We start from the raw sequence: 18,306 nt of genomic DNA on the forward strand, positions 1-18,306 counted from the left end.
ACCACGCGCGTAAGCGATGGGTGATGGCTTATCGCTCACCCCGCGGAAAGCGTCCACCTGAAGCGGAAATCCATTCTACTTTCTTATTTAAAAAGATATCTTAATACAGTCTAAAATCATTTCAAAATATGTGTGAGGTGACAATTGATGAACAATTACTTCGTTAGGCGAATACTACAAATAATACCCGTATTATTAATCATTTCATTTATTGTCTTTTCACTAGTCTTTATAGCAGGAGATCCCGTGGCATTAATGCTACCTGATGACGCCTCTCAGGAAGATGTCGAGCTATTAAGAGAATCCTTAGGCTTAAATGAATCCTTTATCGTTCAATACACTACATACCTGATGAACCTTGTACAAGGTGATTTTGGAGAGTCCTATCGTTATGGGCAGGATGCAATGTCGATCGTCTTAGAGCGTCTCCCCGCAACACTTGAACTAGGGATTGCAGCACTTCTAATAGCAATTGTTGTATCGATTCCACTTGGTATTTGGTCTGCTACCAAACAAAACTCTAGTCTAGATTTAGTGGCGACGGGCGCGGCTGTAATAGGAAAAGCGATGCCAAACTTTTGGCTAGGGATTATGTTAATTTTATTGTTTTCCGTTACGCTAAGCTTCTTCCCGGTTTCCGGAAGAGGAACGCTTATGCATTTGGTTCTCCCTTCTGTCACGCTTGCTACTGGGATAGCAGCGGAAATGACGAGACTCATCCGGTCTAGCATGATTGAAACGTTGAATCAGGATTACGTACGCACAGCAAAGAGTAAAGGTTTAAAGGATAGAATCGTAGTTTATAAGCATGCTTTCCGAAATTCACTTATTCCAGTTATCACCATTACTGCATTACAAACATCTACTTTGGTTGGTGGCACATTGATCACTGAAACCGTCTTTTCATGGCCAGGTTTAGGTCAGTTATTAATACAGGCTGTCAATACGCGTGATATGGCGATTGTTCAAGCCAGTGTATTTGTCATCGCAACACTCGTCATTCTTATGAATCTAGTAGCAGATATTCTTTACCGACTATTAGATCCACGGATTAAATATAGCTAGGGGGGAAGTTAAGTTGACCCAATCACAGACAATAAGCATGACACAAAACAAACCCTCTTCTTTTAAAAGGTGGAGTAGATTACTACTTAGAAGTAAGACAGGTACCGTAGGATTTTTTATCGTATTATTTGTTTTCTTAGTGGCCATTTTTGCGCCATTACTAGCACCACATGATCCCGCTGCTATTAATGCAGCTAATATGCTCAAGCCTCCTTTCTGGATGGAGGGTGGTAGTACTGCAAATCTATTGGGAACGGATAATCTTGGGAGAGATATTCTTAGTCGAATCATATATGGATCTCAAATTTCCTTATTAGTAGGTATTACATCTGTAGTTGTTGCTGGAATCATCGGTGTGACGATTGGCTTGATCGCAGGGTATTACGGAGGTTTTATCGACAATTTGCTCATGCGCCTTGTAGATTCCTTCCTTGCCATCCCTACTATTCTTTTTGCGCTAGTAATACTTAGTGTTTTTGGCCCTAGTGTGATTACGCTTATCTTCGTTCTCGGTGCTACGAACTGGGTAAATTATGCACGGCTTGTTCGCGGCGAAGTGTTGACTATAAAGGAACGTGATTTTGTAAGAGCTGCTCGTTCCATTGGAGTGAAAAACCATAAGATAATTACTCGTCATTTATTGCCAAATGTAATTTCCTCTTTTATCGTAATTTCCACGTTAAGTGTGGCAACAACGATCATTCTAGAAGCGTCACTTAGCTTTTTGGGACTTGGTGTTCAACCACCGACTGTTTCATGGGGATCTATTTTGAGTGATGGAAGAGATTATTTAGCGACTAGCTGGTGGCTGGCAACTTTTCCTGGTCTAGCCATAACAATAACAGTGCTTGGAATCATATTCTTGGGTGATTGGTTAAGAGATGTTCTTGATCCACGCTCTATCAAAAAATAATCTAAAGGAGGAATCCCAATGGCGGAGGAAGTACTGAATGTAAAAAACCTCAAAACTTATTTCCATACTGAAAATGGGATTGTTCCCTCAGTTGATGACGTTTCTATCAGGATAAATAAAGGTGAGACAGTAGCGATAGTAGGGGAATCGGGCTCAGGGAAAAGCGTAACCTCCCTATCCATTATGCGTTTAATCGAATCGCCAGGGAGAATTGAAGATGGACAAATTTTATTTAAAGGAAAAGATATTGTTCCTATCTCAATGAAAGAGATGCGCAGCCTTCGTGGTAATGAAATTGCGATGATTTTCCAAGAGCCTCTGACTTCCTTGAACCCTGTTTTCACAATAGGAAATCAAATGGCAGAATCGATTATGCTGCATCAAAAGAAGAACAAGAAGGAAGCACGTCAAATCAGTATTGAAATGCTGAAAAAGGTAGGAATACCAAGAGCGGAGAAGGTCATTGACTCATTTCCCCATTCCTTAAGTGGTGGTATGAGACAGCGTGTCATGATTGCGATGGCACTCTCCTGTAATCCGGAATTGTTGATTGCAGATGAGCCAACGACCGCTCTAGATGTAACCATTCAGGCTCAAATTCTTAAACTAATGAAGGGCTTAATCACGGAGTTTGATACATCAATTTTGCTAATCACCCATGACTTGGGCGTTGTGGCTGAAATGGCAGATCGTGTAGTCGTGATGTATGCAGGTCAGGTAGTGGAAGAAACGGACGTATTTACGTTATTTAGAGAGCCTAAACATCCATACACGAAAGGTCTCATGGATAGCACTCCTAAAATCCATGAATTAAAGGATGAACTAACCTCTATACCTGGCACTGTCCCAAGTCCGTTAAATTATCCAACTGGTTGTCGGTTTATGGATCGCTGTCCATATGCCATGCAAAAATGTGCGGAAGCTCAACCAAAGCTTGAAGAAATTCTGACAAATCACAAGGTCAGATGCTGGCTCCATGAAGAAAAGGTGGTTGATTTGTATGAAACAAAATCATTTGCTGGAAGTTAAAGGACTGAAAAAGGCTTTTGATATATCGGAAGGTTTCTTAAAAAGAAAAAAACAGTTTCTTTATGCAGTCGACGGCTTGGACTTTTATGTGGACGAGGGAGAAACGCTAGGGATAGTTGGGGAATCCGGATGTGGGAAGTCGACTACTGGAAACCTGATAGGTCAGCTACTGGATGCAACGGAAGGTGAGATTTTATTTGAAGGAGTAGATTTGACGAAGCTAAAAGGAGAGGTGTTAAGAAAGAAACGAGCCGATATCCAAATGGTATTTCAAGACCCTTTTTCTTCCTTGAATCCACGTATGCGCGTGTTTGATTTGATAGCGGAGCCGTTAAGGACTCATAAATCTCTCCATAAAAAAGAGCTCACTGAACGAGTAATGGAGCTTATGGACCTAGTTGGGTTAAATCGTGCTTATGTCAATCGATATCCACATGAATTTAGTGGAGGACAGAGACAACGAATTGGAATTGCTCGTGCTATTTCCTTAAATCCCAAGCTTATCATATGTGATGAGCCAGTTTCTGCACTGGATGTATCGATTCAGTCCCAAATATTAAACTTACTATCTAAGCTACAAAAGGAACTCAATCTAACATTCATTTTTATAGGACATGGACTTCCGGCAGTAAAGCACATCAGTGACAGAATTGCCGTGATGTATCTTGGTAAAATCGTGGAGCTGACGACGAAAGAGAAGTTGTTTTTACATCCTATGCACCCATATACAGAGGGTTTATTGTCCGCTGTGCCAGTTCCAGATCCTACTCAACGGAACATCGAGGGAAGACAGCTTTTAGAAGGCGATATCCCGAGCCCGGCAAATCCACCCCCTGGCTGCAATTTCCATACAAGATGCCCTTATGCTCAGGACATATGCAGTAAAACGGAGCCTATATTTGAGGAAAAAGCGTCAGGTCAATTTGTAGCTTGTCATTTCCCGCTTGAAAATGGTAAAGGAATTATCAATGAAGAGAAAGTGAAGGTAGATGCGTGATGGACTATCTGAGGAGAAACCTTGAGCCCATGCTTGAGCTCATAGAAAAGCTAGTAAATATCGATAGTGGCTCAACGTGTAAAACTGGAGTAGATAAAATAGGAGAAATCCTAATAAATGAATATAAACAAATGGACCTCTCAATTGAAATAAAAGAAAATGAGGAATTTGGAAATAACATTGTCATTAAACATAAAGAAGCCTTGAAGCCTGAAATACTTCTAATCGCTCATATGGATACGGTGTTTCCGATTGGAACGGCAGCAGAAAGACCGTTTACCATTAAGGATGGCCTTGCATTTGGTCCAGGAGTAGCGGATATGAAGGCAAGTCAGGTAACTCTATTGTATGCTATGAAATATTTGTACGAGAAAAACGATGCTGCTTTGAAAAATGTCATCATTATTTTAAACAGTGATGAGGAAATAGGTTCCCCGACATCCAGGGAGCTCATTGAGGAAATTTCAAAGGAAGTGAAATATGCATTGGTTATGGAGCCTGCCCGTAAGGATGGATCGATTGTGTCCTCAAGAAGAGGGGGCGGCAGATATACGCTGCATGTACATGGAAGATCTGCACATTCCGGAGTAGCACCAGAAGAAGGCAGAAGTGCTATTGAGGAGCTTGCATATAAAACGATCAAGCTCAATCATTTAACTGACCATGAGCAAGGGATATCAGTAAGTGTAGGTATAGTGGAAGGCGGAGACGCTGTAAATATGATTCCAGACAGCGCCACTGGATATGTAGATGTACGCGTCGAAAGTGATGAGCAAAGCTTAGAAATTGCCAAGCAAATCGAAACTATTTGTTCCGTACCAGACGTACCAGGAACTACAATCGACCTAGAAGGCGGCATCACCCGTCCACCAATGGAGCTTGATGATAAAAACCAGAAACTCCTAGAAATCGTGAAGGAGGTCGGAAACTCCTTTGGCTTGAAGATAACCGATTCTCATACTGGCGGAGGATCAGATGCATCATTTCCCTCTCATCTTGGCGTAGCCACCATAGACGGTGTAGGGCCAATCGGCGGGAAGCTGCACAATGAAGGTGAATATCTCGAAATAGATTCACTGACGGAAAGATGCTTTTTGTTAGCTGAAACGGTGTCGAGGCTGTCGGGAACTGGTGGGTAGGTTGGAGGGTGTCCCTGTGTGGGCGTCCCTGTGTCAGACACTATTCTGACAATTGACTACAATTCTCGGTAATTGCATCCCTTTGTCATACAGAATCTTCAGTGAACAGTTGGATTCAAAGGCTCGGAAGCGTGTAGGCCCAAGGAGACTGGTTGTTGTTTAAGAAGGATAAATTAAAGGTCACTCATTACTGAGTGGCTTTTTATTATGTAAATAGGAAAAGCCGCGAAACTAAAAAAAGCAGGATTTTTTCGTGTCTATTGCGAATAAATAACGAAGGATATATAGATTCGGCAGGTATGAACAATTTAATTCTGGTAAGGCGTGGGATGTCAAAGGGGGGAGGAGGATAAATAGATGATTAAGCTTAAAGAAATGAATAACCATGAATTTAATACCTACTTAGATTTTATGATACCGGATTATGCGAAAGATATTTCGGACAACTATAATCTTCCGATAGATAAAGCGATGGAAGAATCAGAAATGATGATGAAGGATTTGTTTCCAGATGGTTTATCCACCGATGGACAATTTTTATACAACCTCTATGATCCTGTAATAGCTAAGGAAGTAGGAATCATCTGGTTTAGTGTAAATCTGGAAATTAATCGCGCCTATCTTTATCACCTTTATATTAAAGAAGCATACAGGCAAAAGGGTTACGCAACAAAAGCCTTAGAGGAATTACAAGATAGAGTAAGAGGGCGTGGAATAAATTCAATTGCCTTGAGTGTATTCGGAAATAATGAACATGCTTATCGACTATATACAAAGCTGGGGTTTACCTCTTCTGCTATTTCCATGCACAAACTGTTGTAGCTGTCCCTGTGTCAGACATTATTCTGATAATAAATTTAAATAATTTCTACATATTTCATACTACAGACTTTAATATTCAAACGCTAGAGAGTAGCGGAGTTTAATCATTTTCTTTAAGCGAGATAAAGCGGTCTTCCAATTTGAATTAAAAAAATTTAAATAAATATTGATAAAAGATGTTTAATGACATTTTAGCGGGGTATATAAATAGTACAAGGCGGAACTACCGTAGGAAAGGACTGGTAAACATGAGTTTACAAGAAAATCCGATGGATGAAATGCACAGCCTTGGCGGAAAATTTGCTTTACTGACGAAAGGTACTCTCGTCGGGAACCGATATATTTAGGTTTCGATTTAGTGTATTTTAGCAAGTGAAAGAAAAGTTTTTTGTTTTAAGTGCAACCTAAATGTCTGATGGTTCGGTCACAGACGAATGTCAGTTAGATTTACGAAGAAATATTAACAAATTTTCCGAGTGTATTCCCTTTATAGGGAAAGAAGAAGCGTAATCCGAAATTTGGATTACGCTTTTTTCTTTGTGTCCGGATGTTAATCGAAGAAAAAACTATTATATTGATAACATTATTTTGTTATATAGGCTGCAGCATACTATAACTTATTCAAGAGAAAGTCGTATAAAATAATCTATTAATATACTAATGCGATAACTTTTTCACAATTAGTTAAAATGATTCATTTTAAAATTTCAGTAAATTCTAAATTGACAATTAAATAAGATTATATTATGGTTTAAATAGTTATCACTGAAGCATAACAGTTATGCTATATCGGTAAAGGAGGAGTTAGATGAGACAGTTACAGCTACCAGCCTTTCAGTTTACAGAGGAGCAGATGGCTTTTCGACAGGAAGTTAGGGCTTATTTAGAACAGGAGAAGCTTGACGGAGCCTTTGAAACACATTCGGATTCTTGGTTAAGTGGATATAGCGCGGAGTTTTCTCAGAAACTTGGGGAAAAGGGTTGGGTTGGCATCACATTTCCTAAGGAGTATGGTGGCCAAGCGCGATCTAGTATTGACAGATACATAATTACAGAGGAGCTGTTAGCGATTGGTGCACCAGTTGCCTCTCATTGGTTTGCGGATCGGCAGTCTGGACCGCTTATCCTAAAATTTGGAACGGAGCAGCAGAAGGAGTTTTTCATACCTAAGATTGTGAGAGGAGAATGTTTCTTTTCCATTGGTCTATCTGAACCGAATTCTGGTTCTGATTTAGCATCCTTAAAGACCACTGCTACTAAAGTAGATGGTGGCTGGGTAGTCAATGGGATGAAAACATGGACGTCGGGTGCACATCATTCGCATTACATGATTACCTTGTGCAGGACTGCCCCACAGGATGTTAATAATCGCCATGGGGGAATGAGTCAGCTCATTATCGACTTGAAGTCGGAAGGGGTAACTGTTCGACCGATTCAATTTTTGACAGGAGAGCATCACTTTAATGAAGTGTTTCTTGAAAGCGTTTTCGTGCCAGATGATAGATTAATAGGCCAAGAAGGAAATGGCTGGTCACAGGGGTTAACCGAGCTGTCGTTTGAGAGAAGCGGTCCTGAGCGGATCTTAAGTACATTTCCTTTATTAAATGAAGCTATGAAGCTACTAAAGGTAAAGGGTGACCATCGAGGTTTGATAGATGTTGCGAAGCTAGTCAGCAGAATGTGGTCTTTGCGAAATATGTCAATGGGTATCGCAGCTATGCTGGAGGAAGGTAAGGACGTGAATCTAGCAGCCGCACTTGTGAAGGACTTAGGGAATAGTTTTGAACAAAGTGTTGCAGAGGTGATTCGTTTGCTACTTCCAACTATGCCGAGCAAGCAGGAGGCAGACCATTATTCTAGATTGCTAGCTGAATCTATTCTGCATGGTCCTGGATTTACGCTAAGAGGTGGGACAACCGAAATCTTACGAGGAATAGTCGCAAAAGGAGTGGTTTCTGCATGAGTGAGATGAGAGAATTTATCGAGGATACGACCGAAAAAATATTGAGGGATCTATCGACTAAGGAGACGAGGGAAAGGTTTGAGGAAGGGGAATGGAGCAAGCCACTCTGGAAGGCAGTTCAGGAATCAGGTCTGACTTACCTTGGGATTGATGAGGATTCTGGAGGCGTAGGAGGCGACAGTCAGGATATATTTTCTATCCTACGAATCGCTGGCAAGTATGCAGCGCCGTTACCTCTAGCAGAAGTGATTTATGCCAATCAGTTTCTTGCTAAGGTAAATGGTGAAGTGGATGATAAGCTACGAGTTTTACATCTATGCGAAGACGGTGAGGATACGCTTTTTCATGTTCCTTATGGGCGCTTTGTAGATGAGATTATCGTTGTTTCTCCTAGTGGCTATGAGCGAGTGAATGCCTCAGAAATGACCTACACGTTAAAGGCTAATCTTGCAGCTGAACCTAGAGATTTGGTGCAGTGGAATAAAGGGAAAATAGGAGCGTTAACTGTTCCTTTTCAAGAGCTTAAGGAGGACTATGAGCGTTATCTTACGATGAGTCGAGTGGCAATGATGACGGGAGCTATGGAGAGTATTTTGGCATTAACGGTATTTTATTCGAAGGAGCGTCAGCAGTTCGGTCGGCCTTTGCATCGTTTTCAGGCGATTCAGCATCATTTGACAGCTATTGCCGGAGAGGTTGCTGCGGCGTATGCTACATTCGAGGCGACAGTAGCAGCTTACGAGAAGGACACTAAGAATGAAAAAATTGCAATGGCGAAGATAGAAATTTCCTCTAATAGCAATGTAGTTGCTAAGGCGGCACACCAGCTGCACGCGGGTATTGGTATGACGTATGAGCATGAGCTACACCATTTTACTAGAAGACTTTGGTCTTGGCGAGAGGAAGCCGGAAATGAAACCTATTGGGCAAATCATCTTGCCGATTTGTACTTAACAAGAGAAGAAACAATTTGGGAAGCCATTACAGAAGTGAGAGGGGTAGAGGTAAATGTCGGATCTACTGTTTGAGGTAAAGGATACAATTGCAACGATTACACTGAATCGTCCAGAGGCACTAAATGCGTTTAGCGGAGAAATGCTAGATTTATGGATTGAGGCTTTAGAAGAGGTAAGAGATTCAGAGGAAATATCTGTACTTGTTGTTCAAGGTGCTGGAAAGGGTTTTTGTTCCGGCGGAGACATAAAGGAAATGATTGCAGGAAAAGGCTTTTATAAATCAGATAAAGATATTATTTCGAAGGGGATTAACCGAAAAAACTCTCTTTGGAAAAAAGTGCAACGAGTTCCTCTTTTATTGGAGGAGATTGATAAGCCCGTTATTGCTAAGGTGCATGGTGTAGCATTCGGAGCAGGGCTTGATATGGCCTTGATGTGTGATATCCGATTTGCAGCTAACTCTTGTAAGCTATCAGAAAGCTATATTAAGGTAGGCATTGTACCTGGTGATGGTGGAGCCTACTTCTTACCAAAGCTTGTCGGAAAAGACATGGCGCTTCATATGCTCTGGACTGGAGAGGTGCTGACAGCTGAGGCAGCAAAGGAACGAGGCTTAGTGACATTTGTCGTGCCAGATGGGGAATTGGATGAAGTAGTTGCAGCTTATGCCAAACAGCTGTCTGAAGCACCAAGGCTAGCAACACAGCTGATCAAGCGAGCGGTTTGTCAAAATAGTGAAATGTCCTTGCGATCCTCGTTAGATTACATTTCCTCTAAGATGGCATTGGTGATGGAGGATGACAACCATAAAGAAGGCGTCCAGGCGATTGTAGAAAAAAGAAAACCAAACTTTAATCGAGAAGAGGTAATGTTGAATGAAAAGTAGACATTGGTTAGTGCTTCTAATGGTTTGTATGTTGATATTTGTAAGCGCTTGCAGTTCTGATAATGGAGCGACTGCAGAGGGTAAGCCTGACCGTATTACATTTAGTACTGGCACAACGAGTGGAGTGTATTATCCACTTGGAGCGTTGCTTGCAACGCATTGGACGAATACGAATGATCTTTCAGTTACGGCTCAGGCTTCTAACGGGTCGGTAGAAAACTTAAAGCTAATGCAACGTGGAGAATCCCATTTAGCCTTTTCAACGGTAAACATTATTTGGGAGGCCTATAACGGAGAGAACAGCTTTGGGGATAAAAAATATGAAGATGTTCGTATTCTTGCCAACTTGTACCCAAATGTCAGCCATATTATTGCTTTGAATGATGCAAAAATTGACTCTATCGATGATCTAGATGGGGAATCCTTTGTCCTCGGAGCAGCAGGTTCGGCTACAGAGCTTGAATCTAAGCTCATTTTGAAGGCGCATGGAGTTCAGTCAGTGAAAGAAAATTATGTGGGATTTGGAGAAGCGGTAGATTTGATGCGTAACAAGCAGGTGAAGGCAGTCAACATTTATACCGGGGTACCAGCTGCTGGGGCATCTGAGCTGATCTCTACCGTAGATTCTAAGTTGGTGAGTTTTACTAAAGAAGGTGTAGCCAATATGACGGATGAGAAAAATCCATGGAATTTTGAGTATGTTATCGAAAAAGGAACGTACGAGGGACAGGAAGAGGATATTTTAACGGTAGGTCAGTATAGCACGATAGCGGTTGATGTCAATTTGAGTGAGGAAACTGTGTATGAGATGACGAAGTCACTTTGGGAAAACTTAGATACATTAAGCGAAGGACATTCTGTCGTTAAGGCATTTGATCTAGAGAAGGCAGTGACTGGTACAGCGGATGTGCCGTTACACCCAGGAGCAGAGAAGTATTACAAAGAAATCGGCGTTTTGAAATAGGGGGGTGGACAGGATGACTACTCAAGAGCAAGCAAATCTTCCAGTGGATGAGGACGCTAGTCAACGCCAGTTTATCGGTAAGTGGGCAAGAGTTATTTTAGTAGCAACAATCATTTGGACCTTTTTTCAACTATATATGAGTAGTTACGGTGTTATGGATGCGATTAAGTTCCGAGCATGGCATCTAGGCTTCCTGCTAGTATTTAGTTTTTTGTTATATCCTAGCTCTAAAAAAAGTAAAGCTAGATTACAGCCAAGTAAAATAGATTTGGTGCTAGTAGCGCTTTCTATTATTACAATTGGTTATCTCATTTTGACCTACGATACATTTATTAGAGATCGATATGGTGCGAACATCTTCATGGACTATATCATTGGAGGCTTGGCGATTATTTTGCTATTTGAAGCGACCCGCCGCGTGACTGGTCTATCCATGACAATCATAGCTGCCGTCTTTTTACTCTATAACTTCATCGGTCCTTATTTACCAGGAATGTTTGGGCATGCGGGCTTTAGCGTGGAACGGGTAATCTCGATTATGTTCTGGGGTGGTCAAGGTATCTTTGGGACCGCTATAGGTGTGTCGGCTACATACATTTTTGTATTCGTCATGTTCGGGGCATTCCTGAAAAACAGTGGATTCTCTGATTTTATCAATGACTTAGCCTTAACGATTGCCGGTAGAACATCTGGGGGTCCAGCAAAGGTTGCGGTTATCGGAAGTGGATTAATGGGGATGATGAGCGGTTCAGCAGTAGGGAACGTTGTGACCACTGGAGCCGTAACAATCCCATTGATGAAGAAAACAGGTTACAAGCCAAAGTTTGCTGCAGCAGTTGAGGCAGTAGCCTCCACTGGTGGCCTTATTGCTCCGCCAATTATGGGAGCTGCCGGGTTCATCATGGCCGAGTTTCTAGGAGTCCCTTACAGTACAGTTATGCTGGCAGCCATTATCCCAGCAGTTTTGTATTATAGCGTACTGCTTATGGTCGTACATTTAGAGGCAAAACGTCTTGGATTGTCTGGTGTGGCAAAGGAAAATATTCCAAATGCTATTGTAGTTTTAAAGGAAAAAGGACACTTATTAATCCCGTTGGTCGTGTTAATAGCTACGTTAATGACTGGTGTTACACCACTCTTTGCAGCTATTTGGTCATTAATAGCTACGGTTATTGCTTCTTGGATTCGCAAAAGCACGAGAATGGGCTTTTCAGATATCTTACGTTCGATTGAAGAAGGAGCACGAGGAGCGGTTAATGTAGGGATCGCTACCGCAATTGTAGGGATTGTTATCGGAACGGTTACGTTATCGAGCATCGGTTTGACCATTGGAAACAACGTACTAAATCTTGCTGGAGACAGCGTACTAATTGCAGCAATTTTAACGATGGTAATCAGTATCATCCTTGGAATGGGAGTACCTGCAACAGCAGCGTATATTATTGTGGCAACAATTTCGATTCCAATTCTTACACGTATGGGAGTGCCTCCAATTGCTGCCCATATGTTCGCATTCTATTACGCAGCATTATCTAGTATTACTCCACCTGTTGCTCTAGCGTCCTATGCTGCAGCAGGGCTAGCGAAGGTGAGTCCAAATGCGGTATCAATCGAGTCAGTGAGATTAGGGCTTGTCGCCTTTATCATTCCTTTTTACTTCCTGTTCAATCCACTATTGCTATTCGACGGAGGATCGGTATTAGCGAGCATTAGTGCTGGGGTAATCGCATTAATAGGAGGGGCAGCTTTATCGGTAGCGATAGTGGGATATTTGTTTTGCCGGATAACTATACTAGAACGACTACTATACGGTGCTGCTGGGCTACTCGTTATTGATACGTCTGGATTTACAGATTTAATCGGATTTGCCATGTTGTTAATCCTTTTCTTATTTCATTTAAGGAAAGTAAAGGGAAGAGGGGTTAACTTTGAGTTTGCTCGGGCTAAAAAAGCAGAAATAAAGTAAGGAATGAAGGGAGAGGTATGGAAATGATTCAACCGCTACATGATATTCGCGTCTTAGATTTGTCTCGAGTCTATGCTGCTCCTGCAGGGGCTATGACACTAGGAGATTTAGGTGCAGATGTGATCAGAGTAGAACCACCTGGTGGATCGGACAGCATGAGAGAGTGGGGACCTTTTATAAATGGAGAGAGTACCTACTATTTATGTGCCAATCGAAATAAGAGGTCTATCACCCTCGATTTAAAGTCAGTGGAAGGAAAAGAACAGTTTCTAAAGCTAGTGGAGAAGTCAGATGTAGTCATTGAAAACTTTAAGACGGGAACGATGAAAAGACTTGGATTGGACTATGAGGAATTGAAAAAGCGGAACCCTAAAATCATTTACTGTGCAGTAACCGGCTTCGGTCAGACAGGTCCTCTTGGCGCGCTTCCAGGCTTCGATCCAGTCGTGCAGGCGATGAGTGGATTAATGGATGTTACGGGTCAGCCAGACGGAGAGCCAACAAAGGTAGGTATCCCAATTGCAGATATTATTACTTCAGGATACGTTGCGTTAAGTATTGTTGCGGCTATTCGTCAAAGAGATATGACTGGCGAAGGGCAGTTTATAGATTTGTCGCTATTAGATGTACAGGTCGCAAGTATGGCCAATGTCGCTAGTGCCTATCTGAACACGGGGATGATATCCGAAAGAAAAGGTAACCAGCATAATAATGTCACACCGTATCAGGTATTCCAAACAGGGGACTATCCAATTATGATTTGTGCAGGGAATGATGGACTGTTTCGAAAGCTGGCAGACGCAATGGGACATCCCGAATGGGGAGTTGATAATCGATTCGTGACAAACAACGATCGAAAGCAGCATGAAGGTGAACTGGTGGGGTTAATTGAAGCGGTTTTAGCTACTAAACTATCCGAGGAATGGGTGACTATATTATCCGATGCAAAAGTGCCAGTAGGTCGAGTAAACACGATTCAACAGGCACTGGAGCAGGAGCAAATCATGGATAGAGAAGGCGTTGAAATCGTAGAACACCCAGCGGGGTCAATTAAGCTTTTAGCAAGTCCGCTCAAGCATAGCGGCTTAAACGTAAAAACAAGATACGCACCCCCTACTATTGGCCAGCATACAGAGGAGATTTTAGAGGAGCTATTAGGAAATAAGGAAATAGAAGATTCATTCACTGTTAAAAATAAGGTAATATGAAGGGAGCAGGTATGAAAGAGGTGCTTCCCTTGGAGAATGAATCAAACAAAAGCAAATATTCTATGTCATCTATCCACCGGGTTATACAAGTGCTAAGAGCTTTCTCGCTAGACTATCCTAAGTTATCACTAACCGAAATATCCAAGCACACAGATATTTCAGTCTCTAGTTTGCAAAGAATAGTGAGCACATTAATGTCGGAGGGATTTTTAGTAAGAGACGAGCAAACAAAGCAATATTCGTTAGGCCTAGAGCTAATGTTCCTAGGAGAGCTCGCAGCTAAAAGTGATGCTCTACTATCAAAAGCAATCCCGATCATGGAAAGGCTAAACGAACAAACGAAAGAAAATATTTCTATTAATATAATAGAAAGAAACGAGCGTCGGTGCATTTATAACTTGCCGAGCCGTCATGAGCTAGCGGCACTTACCTTTGTTGGTCATACGTCGCCACTTTATGCCGGTGCATCTGCGAAAATACTTTTAGCACACCAATCAGATTCTTATTTAAGAGATTACTTAGAAACAGTAAACTTCGAGAAGATTACTGATATTACTGTAGAAACAAAAGAAGAGCTGCTAGAACAGCTATCCCTTATTCGTCAACAAGGCTATGCCATGACTAAGGGAGAAAGAGTGAAGGGAGCAGTTTCCGTCAGTGTCCCAATCATCGCACATGGACAAATTTTGCTCGGTGCCCTCTCAGTGACTTACCCTTATATTCGCCAGGAAGAATATGATGACGAGCAGTTGATTCAGTTGTTGAAGGATGCTGCTGGGCGAATTGTTTGAGTGTTGTGTGTGTCCCTGTGTCAGATACAATTCCCTACAATTCGGAGAAGTTTTGTTTGTATCTATCAAAAAGGATGGAGTGACTGACGTCGCTCCATCCTTTTTTTAATATAGCTTCCCTTGTCGATACAACACAGTAGATAATCGTATTACCGCATGGATAAAGCAATTTTGACGAAGTGGCAATGGATCACTGAAGTATAGAGGAAGTAGCGTGTCCATCGTATGCTTCATTTTATCGAGAAGTTGGTTGTAGACTTCTTCTTCCGAGTAGAATTGTGTTTCACGACCTTGCAGCCATTCCAGGTAGGACACGATTACCCCGCCGGCATTCGCTAAAATGTCGGGGATGATGATGACACCCTTTTGGCTCAAGTATAGATCTGCATCCTTTGTCGTTGGGGCATTTGCACCTTCTACAATAATCCGGGCCTTGATCTCGGCTTTATTCGTTGTGTTTAACTGATTTTCTAAGGCAGCCAGGAATAAAACATCCACATCCATTGTTAGAATTTCTTCTCTACTCAGGATAGTCGCTGTGACTCCAGCTTCTTTTAGTTGTTCCTCTGACGTTGGTAGGTCACCTTTATTCCCGGCAGAGAATTGGACAAGTGACTGGATATCTAAGCCTTCTTTATTAAAGAGTGTTACATTTCTATCGCTTACAGCAACGACTTTATTTTGTAAGTACTCGCATTTAGCAGCCTCGAGTGCAGTGACTGAGCCAACGTTACCAAACCCTTGGACAGCAACACTTAATGGTCGGTTGGCGTGTTCCATTAACGTTTTAGCGTAAGGATTATCGGAGCCTGCTAACGTTTGCCCGTGCTCCTTGGCATAATTGCTTAGCATATAGCGGAAGGTGAAATAAACCCCTTTACCCGTTGCCTCACGTCGTCCTAAAGACCCTCCATTGGCGACACTTTTTCCCGTAAAGCTGCCGAGATAAGGCTGCCCTTGGTTAATTTTTTTGTATTCAGCCATCATCCAGTCCATTTCACGCTCACCAGAACCAACATCTGGTGCTGGAATATCACGGTCGGGGCCAAGTACATGATTAAAATAACGAACGTATTTCGTACAAATACGATGTAGCTCCTTATCGGTGAAGTTTTTAGGATCAATAACGATTCCGCCTTTTCCTCCCCCAAATGGTACATCATGCAAAGCGTTTTTTAACGTCATCAAAAACGCTAAGTTAATAACCTCTTCCTCATTAACCGACTCATGAAAACGAATCCCACCTTTATAAGGTCCAAGGGCATCATTATGATGCACCCGATAAGAAGGAATTCGAACGACCTCTCCACTTTCGAGCGGGACACGCAGGAAGGACTTATGTATCTGATTCGGCGTTGATAAAATCGCATTCAACGAAGTAAAGGCCTTTGTCCTCATTTCACCCTGTAACTCTGGCAAAAATGTCTCGTTCTCCAATAATGCATTCAGTGACTGTTTTACAATAGATATTGTTTGCTCTTCCACTAATTCCAGCACCTCCAAATAATTGTTCATCGTTGTTAGTTATACCCTAAAGTTTTGGGAAAAAACGTAGGAAATGTAATTACTGTTTAACGACTTTCATGGATAGTGATTTATTGTTATGATTTGTTTTAACTAGACTATGAAAAGGAGTCGAACAATGAATCTAAATAACTTTCAAGAAAAAATGGACCAAGAAATTTTGATGCGAGGCTTTGACTATTATAGAGAAGATAGGGTCATAAAGAGCTATAAGCAGGATGAATATACGTATAATTTTATTGTACAGGGTAGTGGAGATTACGGAGTTATTGTCATGATAGAAGAGAACGGAGAAATATCTTATTCCTCCTGTGGTTGTCCATATGATTATGGGCCTGTTTGCAAGCATGAGGCTGCTGTTTATTTTAAAATTTTGGAAGATGAATTTGATGGTGAAATGGTGGGGAAGAAAAAGCCTGCTGTCTTTGAGGTATTGAATGATTTATCTAAAGACAAATTGGTGGAAATATTAATGGAAATGGTAGAACAGGATTCAAAGTTTGGGGAAAAGTTGGTTTTTAAATATGCAAAAACGAATGAAACTAATTTGTTAGATCAGTGTAAAAAGTTACTTTCTTCTATTGTTAAAGAGCATAAAGGTAGAGAGGGCTATATCTCTCGTCGAAATGCTTATGCATTTGTAATGGACTTCGAAGAACTGTTGGAGAAGATTAAAGAAACGGAAGATACATTAATAGCTATTAATATTGGATTACTCGTGCTAGATGAAGGTATGAAGGCACTCCAATATGCAGATGATTCGGACGGAGATATAGGGTCACTTATAGACGAAACATTAGGGCTTATTGGCGAGAGAGCAATGGATGGCGATCCTTTAGACGTGAAATTACGAATAGACATATTTAATAAACTAATGAAGCATGTGGATCGACGCATATTTGATGGATGGTCCAATTTTAAATTGAATATATTAGAAATCTGCGAGGAGTTTGCGGATATAGAAGTCTTGAGGAATAAGTATAGAGCCAAATTGGAAAAGATGATAAAAGAGGCGAAGGGTGACTATTCGAATTATTATAAGGAAAGTCTCCTTGAGTTATTGTGGAACATAATGGAAAAGTATGATTCTGAAGACGAAAAGGCTTCTTTTATTCAAGCAAATCTTCACTACCCGTTTTTCCGACAGCAGCTAATTAGTCAGCATAAGGAAAAGAAAAATTATGAGCAAGTGATACAGCTTGCTTTGGAGGGAGAAAATCAGGACCAAAAGCTTCCTGGTTTAGCGATGGATTGGAAGAAGGAACGATACGTAGCTTATAAAGAGCTTTCGCTCAAAGAAGAACAGAAGAAACTTGCTAAAGAGCTATTGCTGTTCGATGACTTTGCATATTATAAAGAGCTAAAAGAGCTTGCCCAAGACGACACATTTTATAATTCTCTAATCCATGAATTAAAATTTTCTGAATGGTGGAAAGCAAGGGAAGTATACCTGAAGATTATCCTCGAAGAAAACGATTTAGAGGAGTTATTGCATTATGTTAAGGGAAATCTAATATACCTAGAAAACTATGCTGATCAACTGGCACAAAAATACCCAGAGGACGTTATAGAAATGTATCAAAATTATATACATTCCTCAGCTAAATCAGCCACGGACAGAAAGCGTTACAAAGGCGTATGTAGAATAATCAAGAAATACAAAAAGTATGCTGGTGAGGAAAAACAAACAGATCTAATCCAGCAATTAAGCACCGAGTATGCAAAAAGGCCAGCTTTTATAGATGAGCTCGGCAAGCTATAAGCAACAATAAGTCGATGAAAGAGAATCATTCTCTTACATCGGCTTTTTTATTGAGTTGAATTTTGTCCTCCTTCCATTATACATATGACAACTAGTTGAAGACCAAACTACGAAAAACAGCTTTATGATTGATTTCTGTTTATGTGTGCTTTTAGCGTAATAGACTTTTTGTAACAAAACAACTGGATTAATGGGCGCTTTCTCCTTGGTTAATGGGACACTTTTTGATTTTTGTGTGCTCGATTTAGTTAATGGGACACTTTCTTCATTTTATGGGACATTTCTACTTGATTAATGGGCGCTTTCCGCATAGTTAATGGG

The 18,306-nt window shown here is 41.2% G+C and carries 15 protein-coding genes; 14 read left to right on the forward strand and 1 reads right to left on the reverse strand.

The genetic code is table 11. From position 1 onward, the window contains the following. Positions 1-147 precede the first annotated feature (147 nt). The 13 genes from Q0371_RS09050 to Q0371_RS09110 all read left to right on the forward strand — a co-directional run bounded on the left by Q0371_RS09050 (position 148) and on the right by Q0371_RS09110 (position 14,699). Entirely contained in the window at positions 148-1,065 is a 918-nt protein-coding gene (locus tag Q0371_RS09050; RefSeq protein ID WP_251552631.1) for an ABC transporter permease, read from the forward strand. Positions 1,066-1,102: 37 nt separating this feature from the next. Continuing rightward, the gene (locus Q0371_RS09055; protein WP_298470548.1) at positions 1,103-1,978 is read left to right on the forward strand and encodes an ABC transporter permease; all 876 of its coding nucleotides are present in this window, start codon (positions 1,103-1,105) and stop codon (positions 1,976-1,978) included. A gap of 18 nt (positions 1,979-1,996) precedes the next feature. Then, on the forward strand, positions 1,997-3,007 hold the full coding sequence (locus Q0371_RS09060; RefSeq protein ID WP_298470474.1) for an ABC transporter ATP-binding protein: 1,011 nt from the start codon (positions 1,997-1,999) through the stop codon (positions 3,005-3,007). Next, positions 2,979-4,004 carry an oligopeptide/dipeptide ABC transporter ATP-binding protein gene (locus tag Q0371_RS09065; protein ID WP_298470476.1) on the forward strand — a complete coding sequence of 342 codons (1,026 nt, stop codon included), beginning with the start codon at positions 2,979-2,981 and terminating at the stop codon, positions 4,002-4,004. The genes Q0371_RS09060 and Q0371_RS09065 overlap by 29 nt, the downstream gene beginning before the upstream one ends. A gap of 29 nt (positions 4,005-4,033) precedes the next feature. After that, positions 4,034-5,143, forward strand: a complete 1,110-nt coding sequence (locus Q0371_RS09070) for a M20 family metallopeptidase (RefSeq protein ID WP_298470478.1) — start codon at positions 4,034-4,036, stop codon at positions 5,141-5,143. 357 nt (positions 5,144-5,500) lie between these two features. Next, entirely contained in the window at positions 5,501-5,965 is a 465-nt protein-coding gene (locus Q0371_RS09075; protein WP_298470480.1) for a GNAT family N-acetyltransferase, read from the forward strand. 808 nt (positions 5,966-6,773) lie between these two features. Next, positions 6,774-7,928, forward strand: a complete 1,155-nt coding sequence (locus tag Q0371_RS09080) for an acyl-CoA dehydrogenase family protein (protein ID WP_298470482.1) — start codon at positions 6,774-6,776, stop codon at positions 7,926-7,928. Next, on the forward strand, positions 7,925-8,956 hold the full coding sequence (locus tag Q0371_RS09085) for an acyl-CoA dehydrogenase family protein (protein ID WP_298470484.1): 1,032 nt from the start codon (positions 7,925-7,927) through the stop codon (positions 8,954-8,956). The genes Q0371_RS09080 and Q0371_RS09085 overlap by 4 nt, the downstream gene beginning before the upstream one ends. Next, positions 8,937-9,770, forward strand: a complete 834-nt coding sequence (locus Q0371_RS09090) for an enoyl-CoA hydratase-related protein (RefSeq protein ID WP_298470486.1) — start codon at positions 8,937-8,939, stop codon at positions 9,768-9,770. Before Q0371_RS09085 ends, Q0371_RS09090 begins: the two co-directional genes overlap by 20 nt. Continuing rightward, on the forward strand, positions 9,760-10,734 hold the full coding sequence (locus tag Q0371_RS09095) for a TAXI family TRAP transporter solute-binding subunit (protein WP_298470488.1): 975 nt from the start codon (positions 9,760-9,762) through the stop codon (positions 10,732-10,734). The genes Q0371_RS09090 and Q0371_RS09095 overlap by 11 nt, the downstream gene beginning before the upstream one ends. A gap of 13 nt (positions 10,735-10,747) precedes the next feature. After that, the gene (locus Q0371_RS09100) at positions 10,748-12,700 is read left to right on the forward strand and encodes a TRAP transporter permease (protein WP_298470490.1); all 1,953 of its coding nucleotides are present in this window, start codon (positions 10,748-10,750) and stop codon (positions 12,698-12,700) included. Positions 12,701-12,723: 23 nt separating this feature from the next. Beyond that, entirely contained in the window at positions 12,724-13,908 is a 1,185-nt protein-coding gene (locus Q0371_RS09105) for a CoA transferase (protein WP_298470492.1), read from the forward strand. A gap of 29 nt (positions 13,909-13,937) precedes the next feature. Continuing rightward, on the forward strand, positions 13,938-14,699 hold the full coding sequence (locus Q0371_RS09110; RefSeq protein WP_298470494.1) for an IclR family transcriptional regulator: 762 nt from the start codon (positions 13,938-13,940) through the stop codon (positions 14,697-14,699). Positions 14,700-14,804: 105 nt separating this feature from the next. Here the strand turns inward: Q0371_RS09110 and Q0371_RS09115 are convergent, their stop codons facing one another. Continuing rightward, positions 14,805-16,184 (reverse strand): Glu/Leu/Phe/Val dehydrogenase, encoded by a 1,380-nt coding sequence (locus Q0371_RS09115; RefSeq protein WP_298470496.1) that lies wholly within the window; start codon positions 16,182-16,184, stop codon positions 14,805-14,807. Positions 16,185-16,341: 157 nt separating this feature from the next. Between Q0371_RS09115 and Q0371_RS09120 the strand changes: the two genes are divergently transcribed. Then, positions 16,342-17,985 carry a hypothetical protein gene (locus tag Q0371_RS09120; RefSeq protein ID WP_298470498.1) on the forward strand — a complete coding sequence of 548 codons (1,644 nt, stop codon included), beginning with the start codon at positions 16,342-16,344 and terminating at the stop codon, positions 17,983-17,985. Positions 17,986-18,306: the final 321 nt, after the last annotated feature.

The sequence above is a fragment of the uncultured Psychrobacillus sp. genome (genome assembly GCF_938022135.1).
Taxonomy (GTDB): Bacteria; Bacillota; Bacilli; order Bacillales_A; family Planococcaceae; genus Psychrobacillus.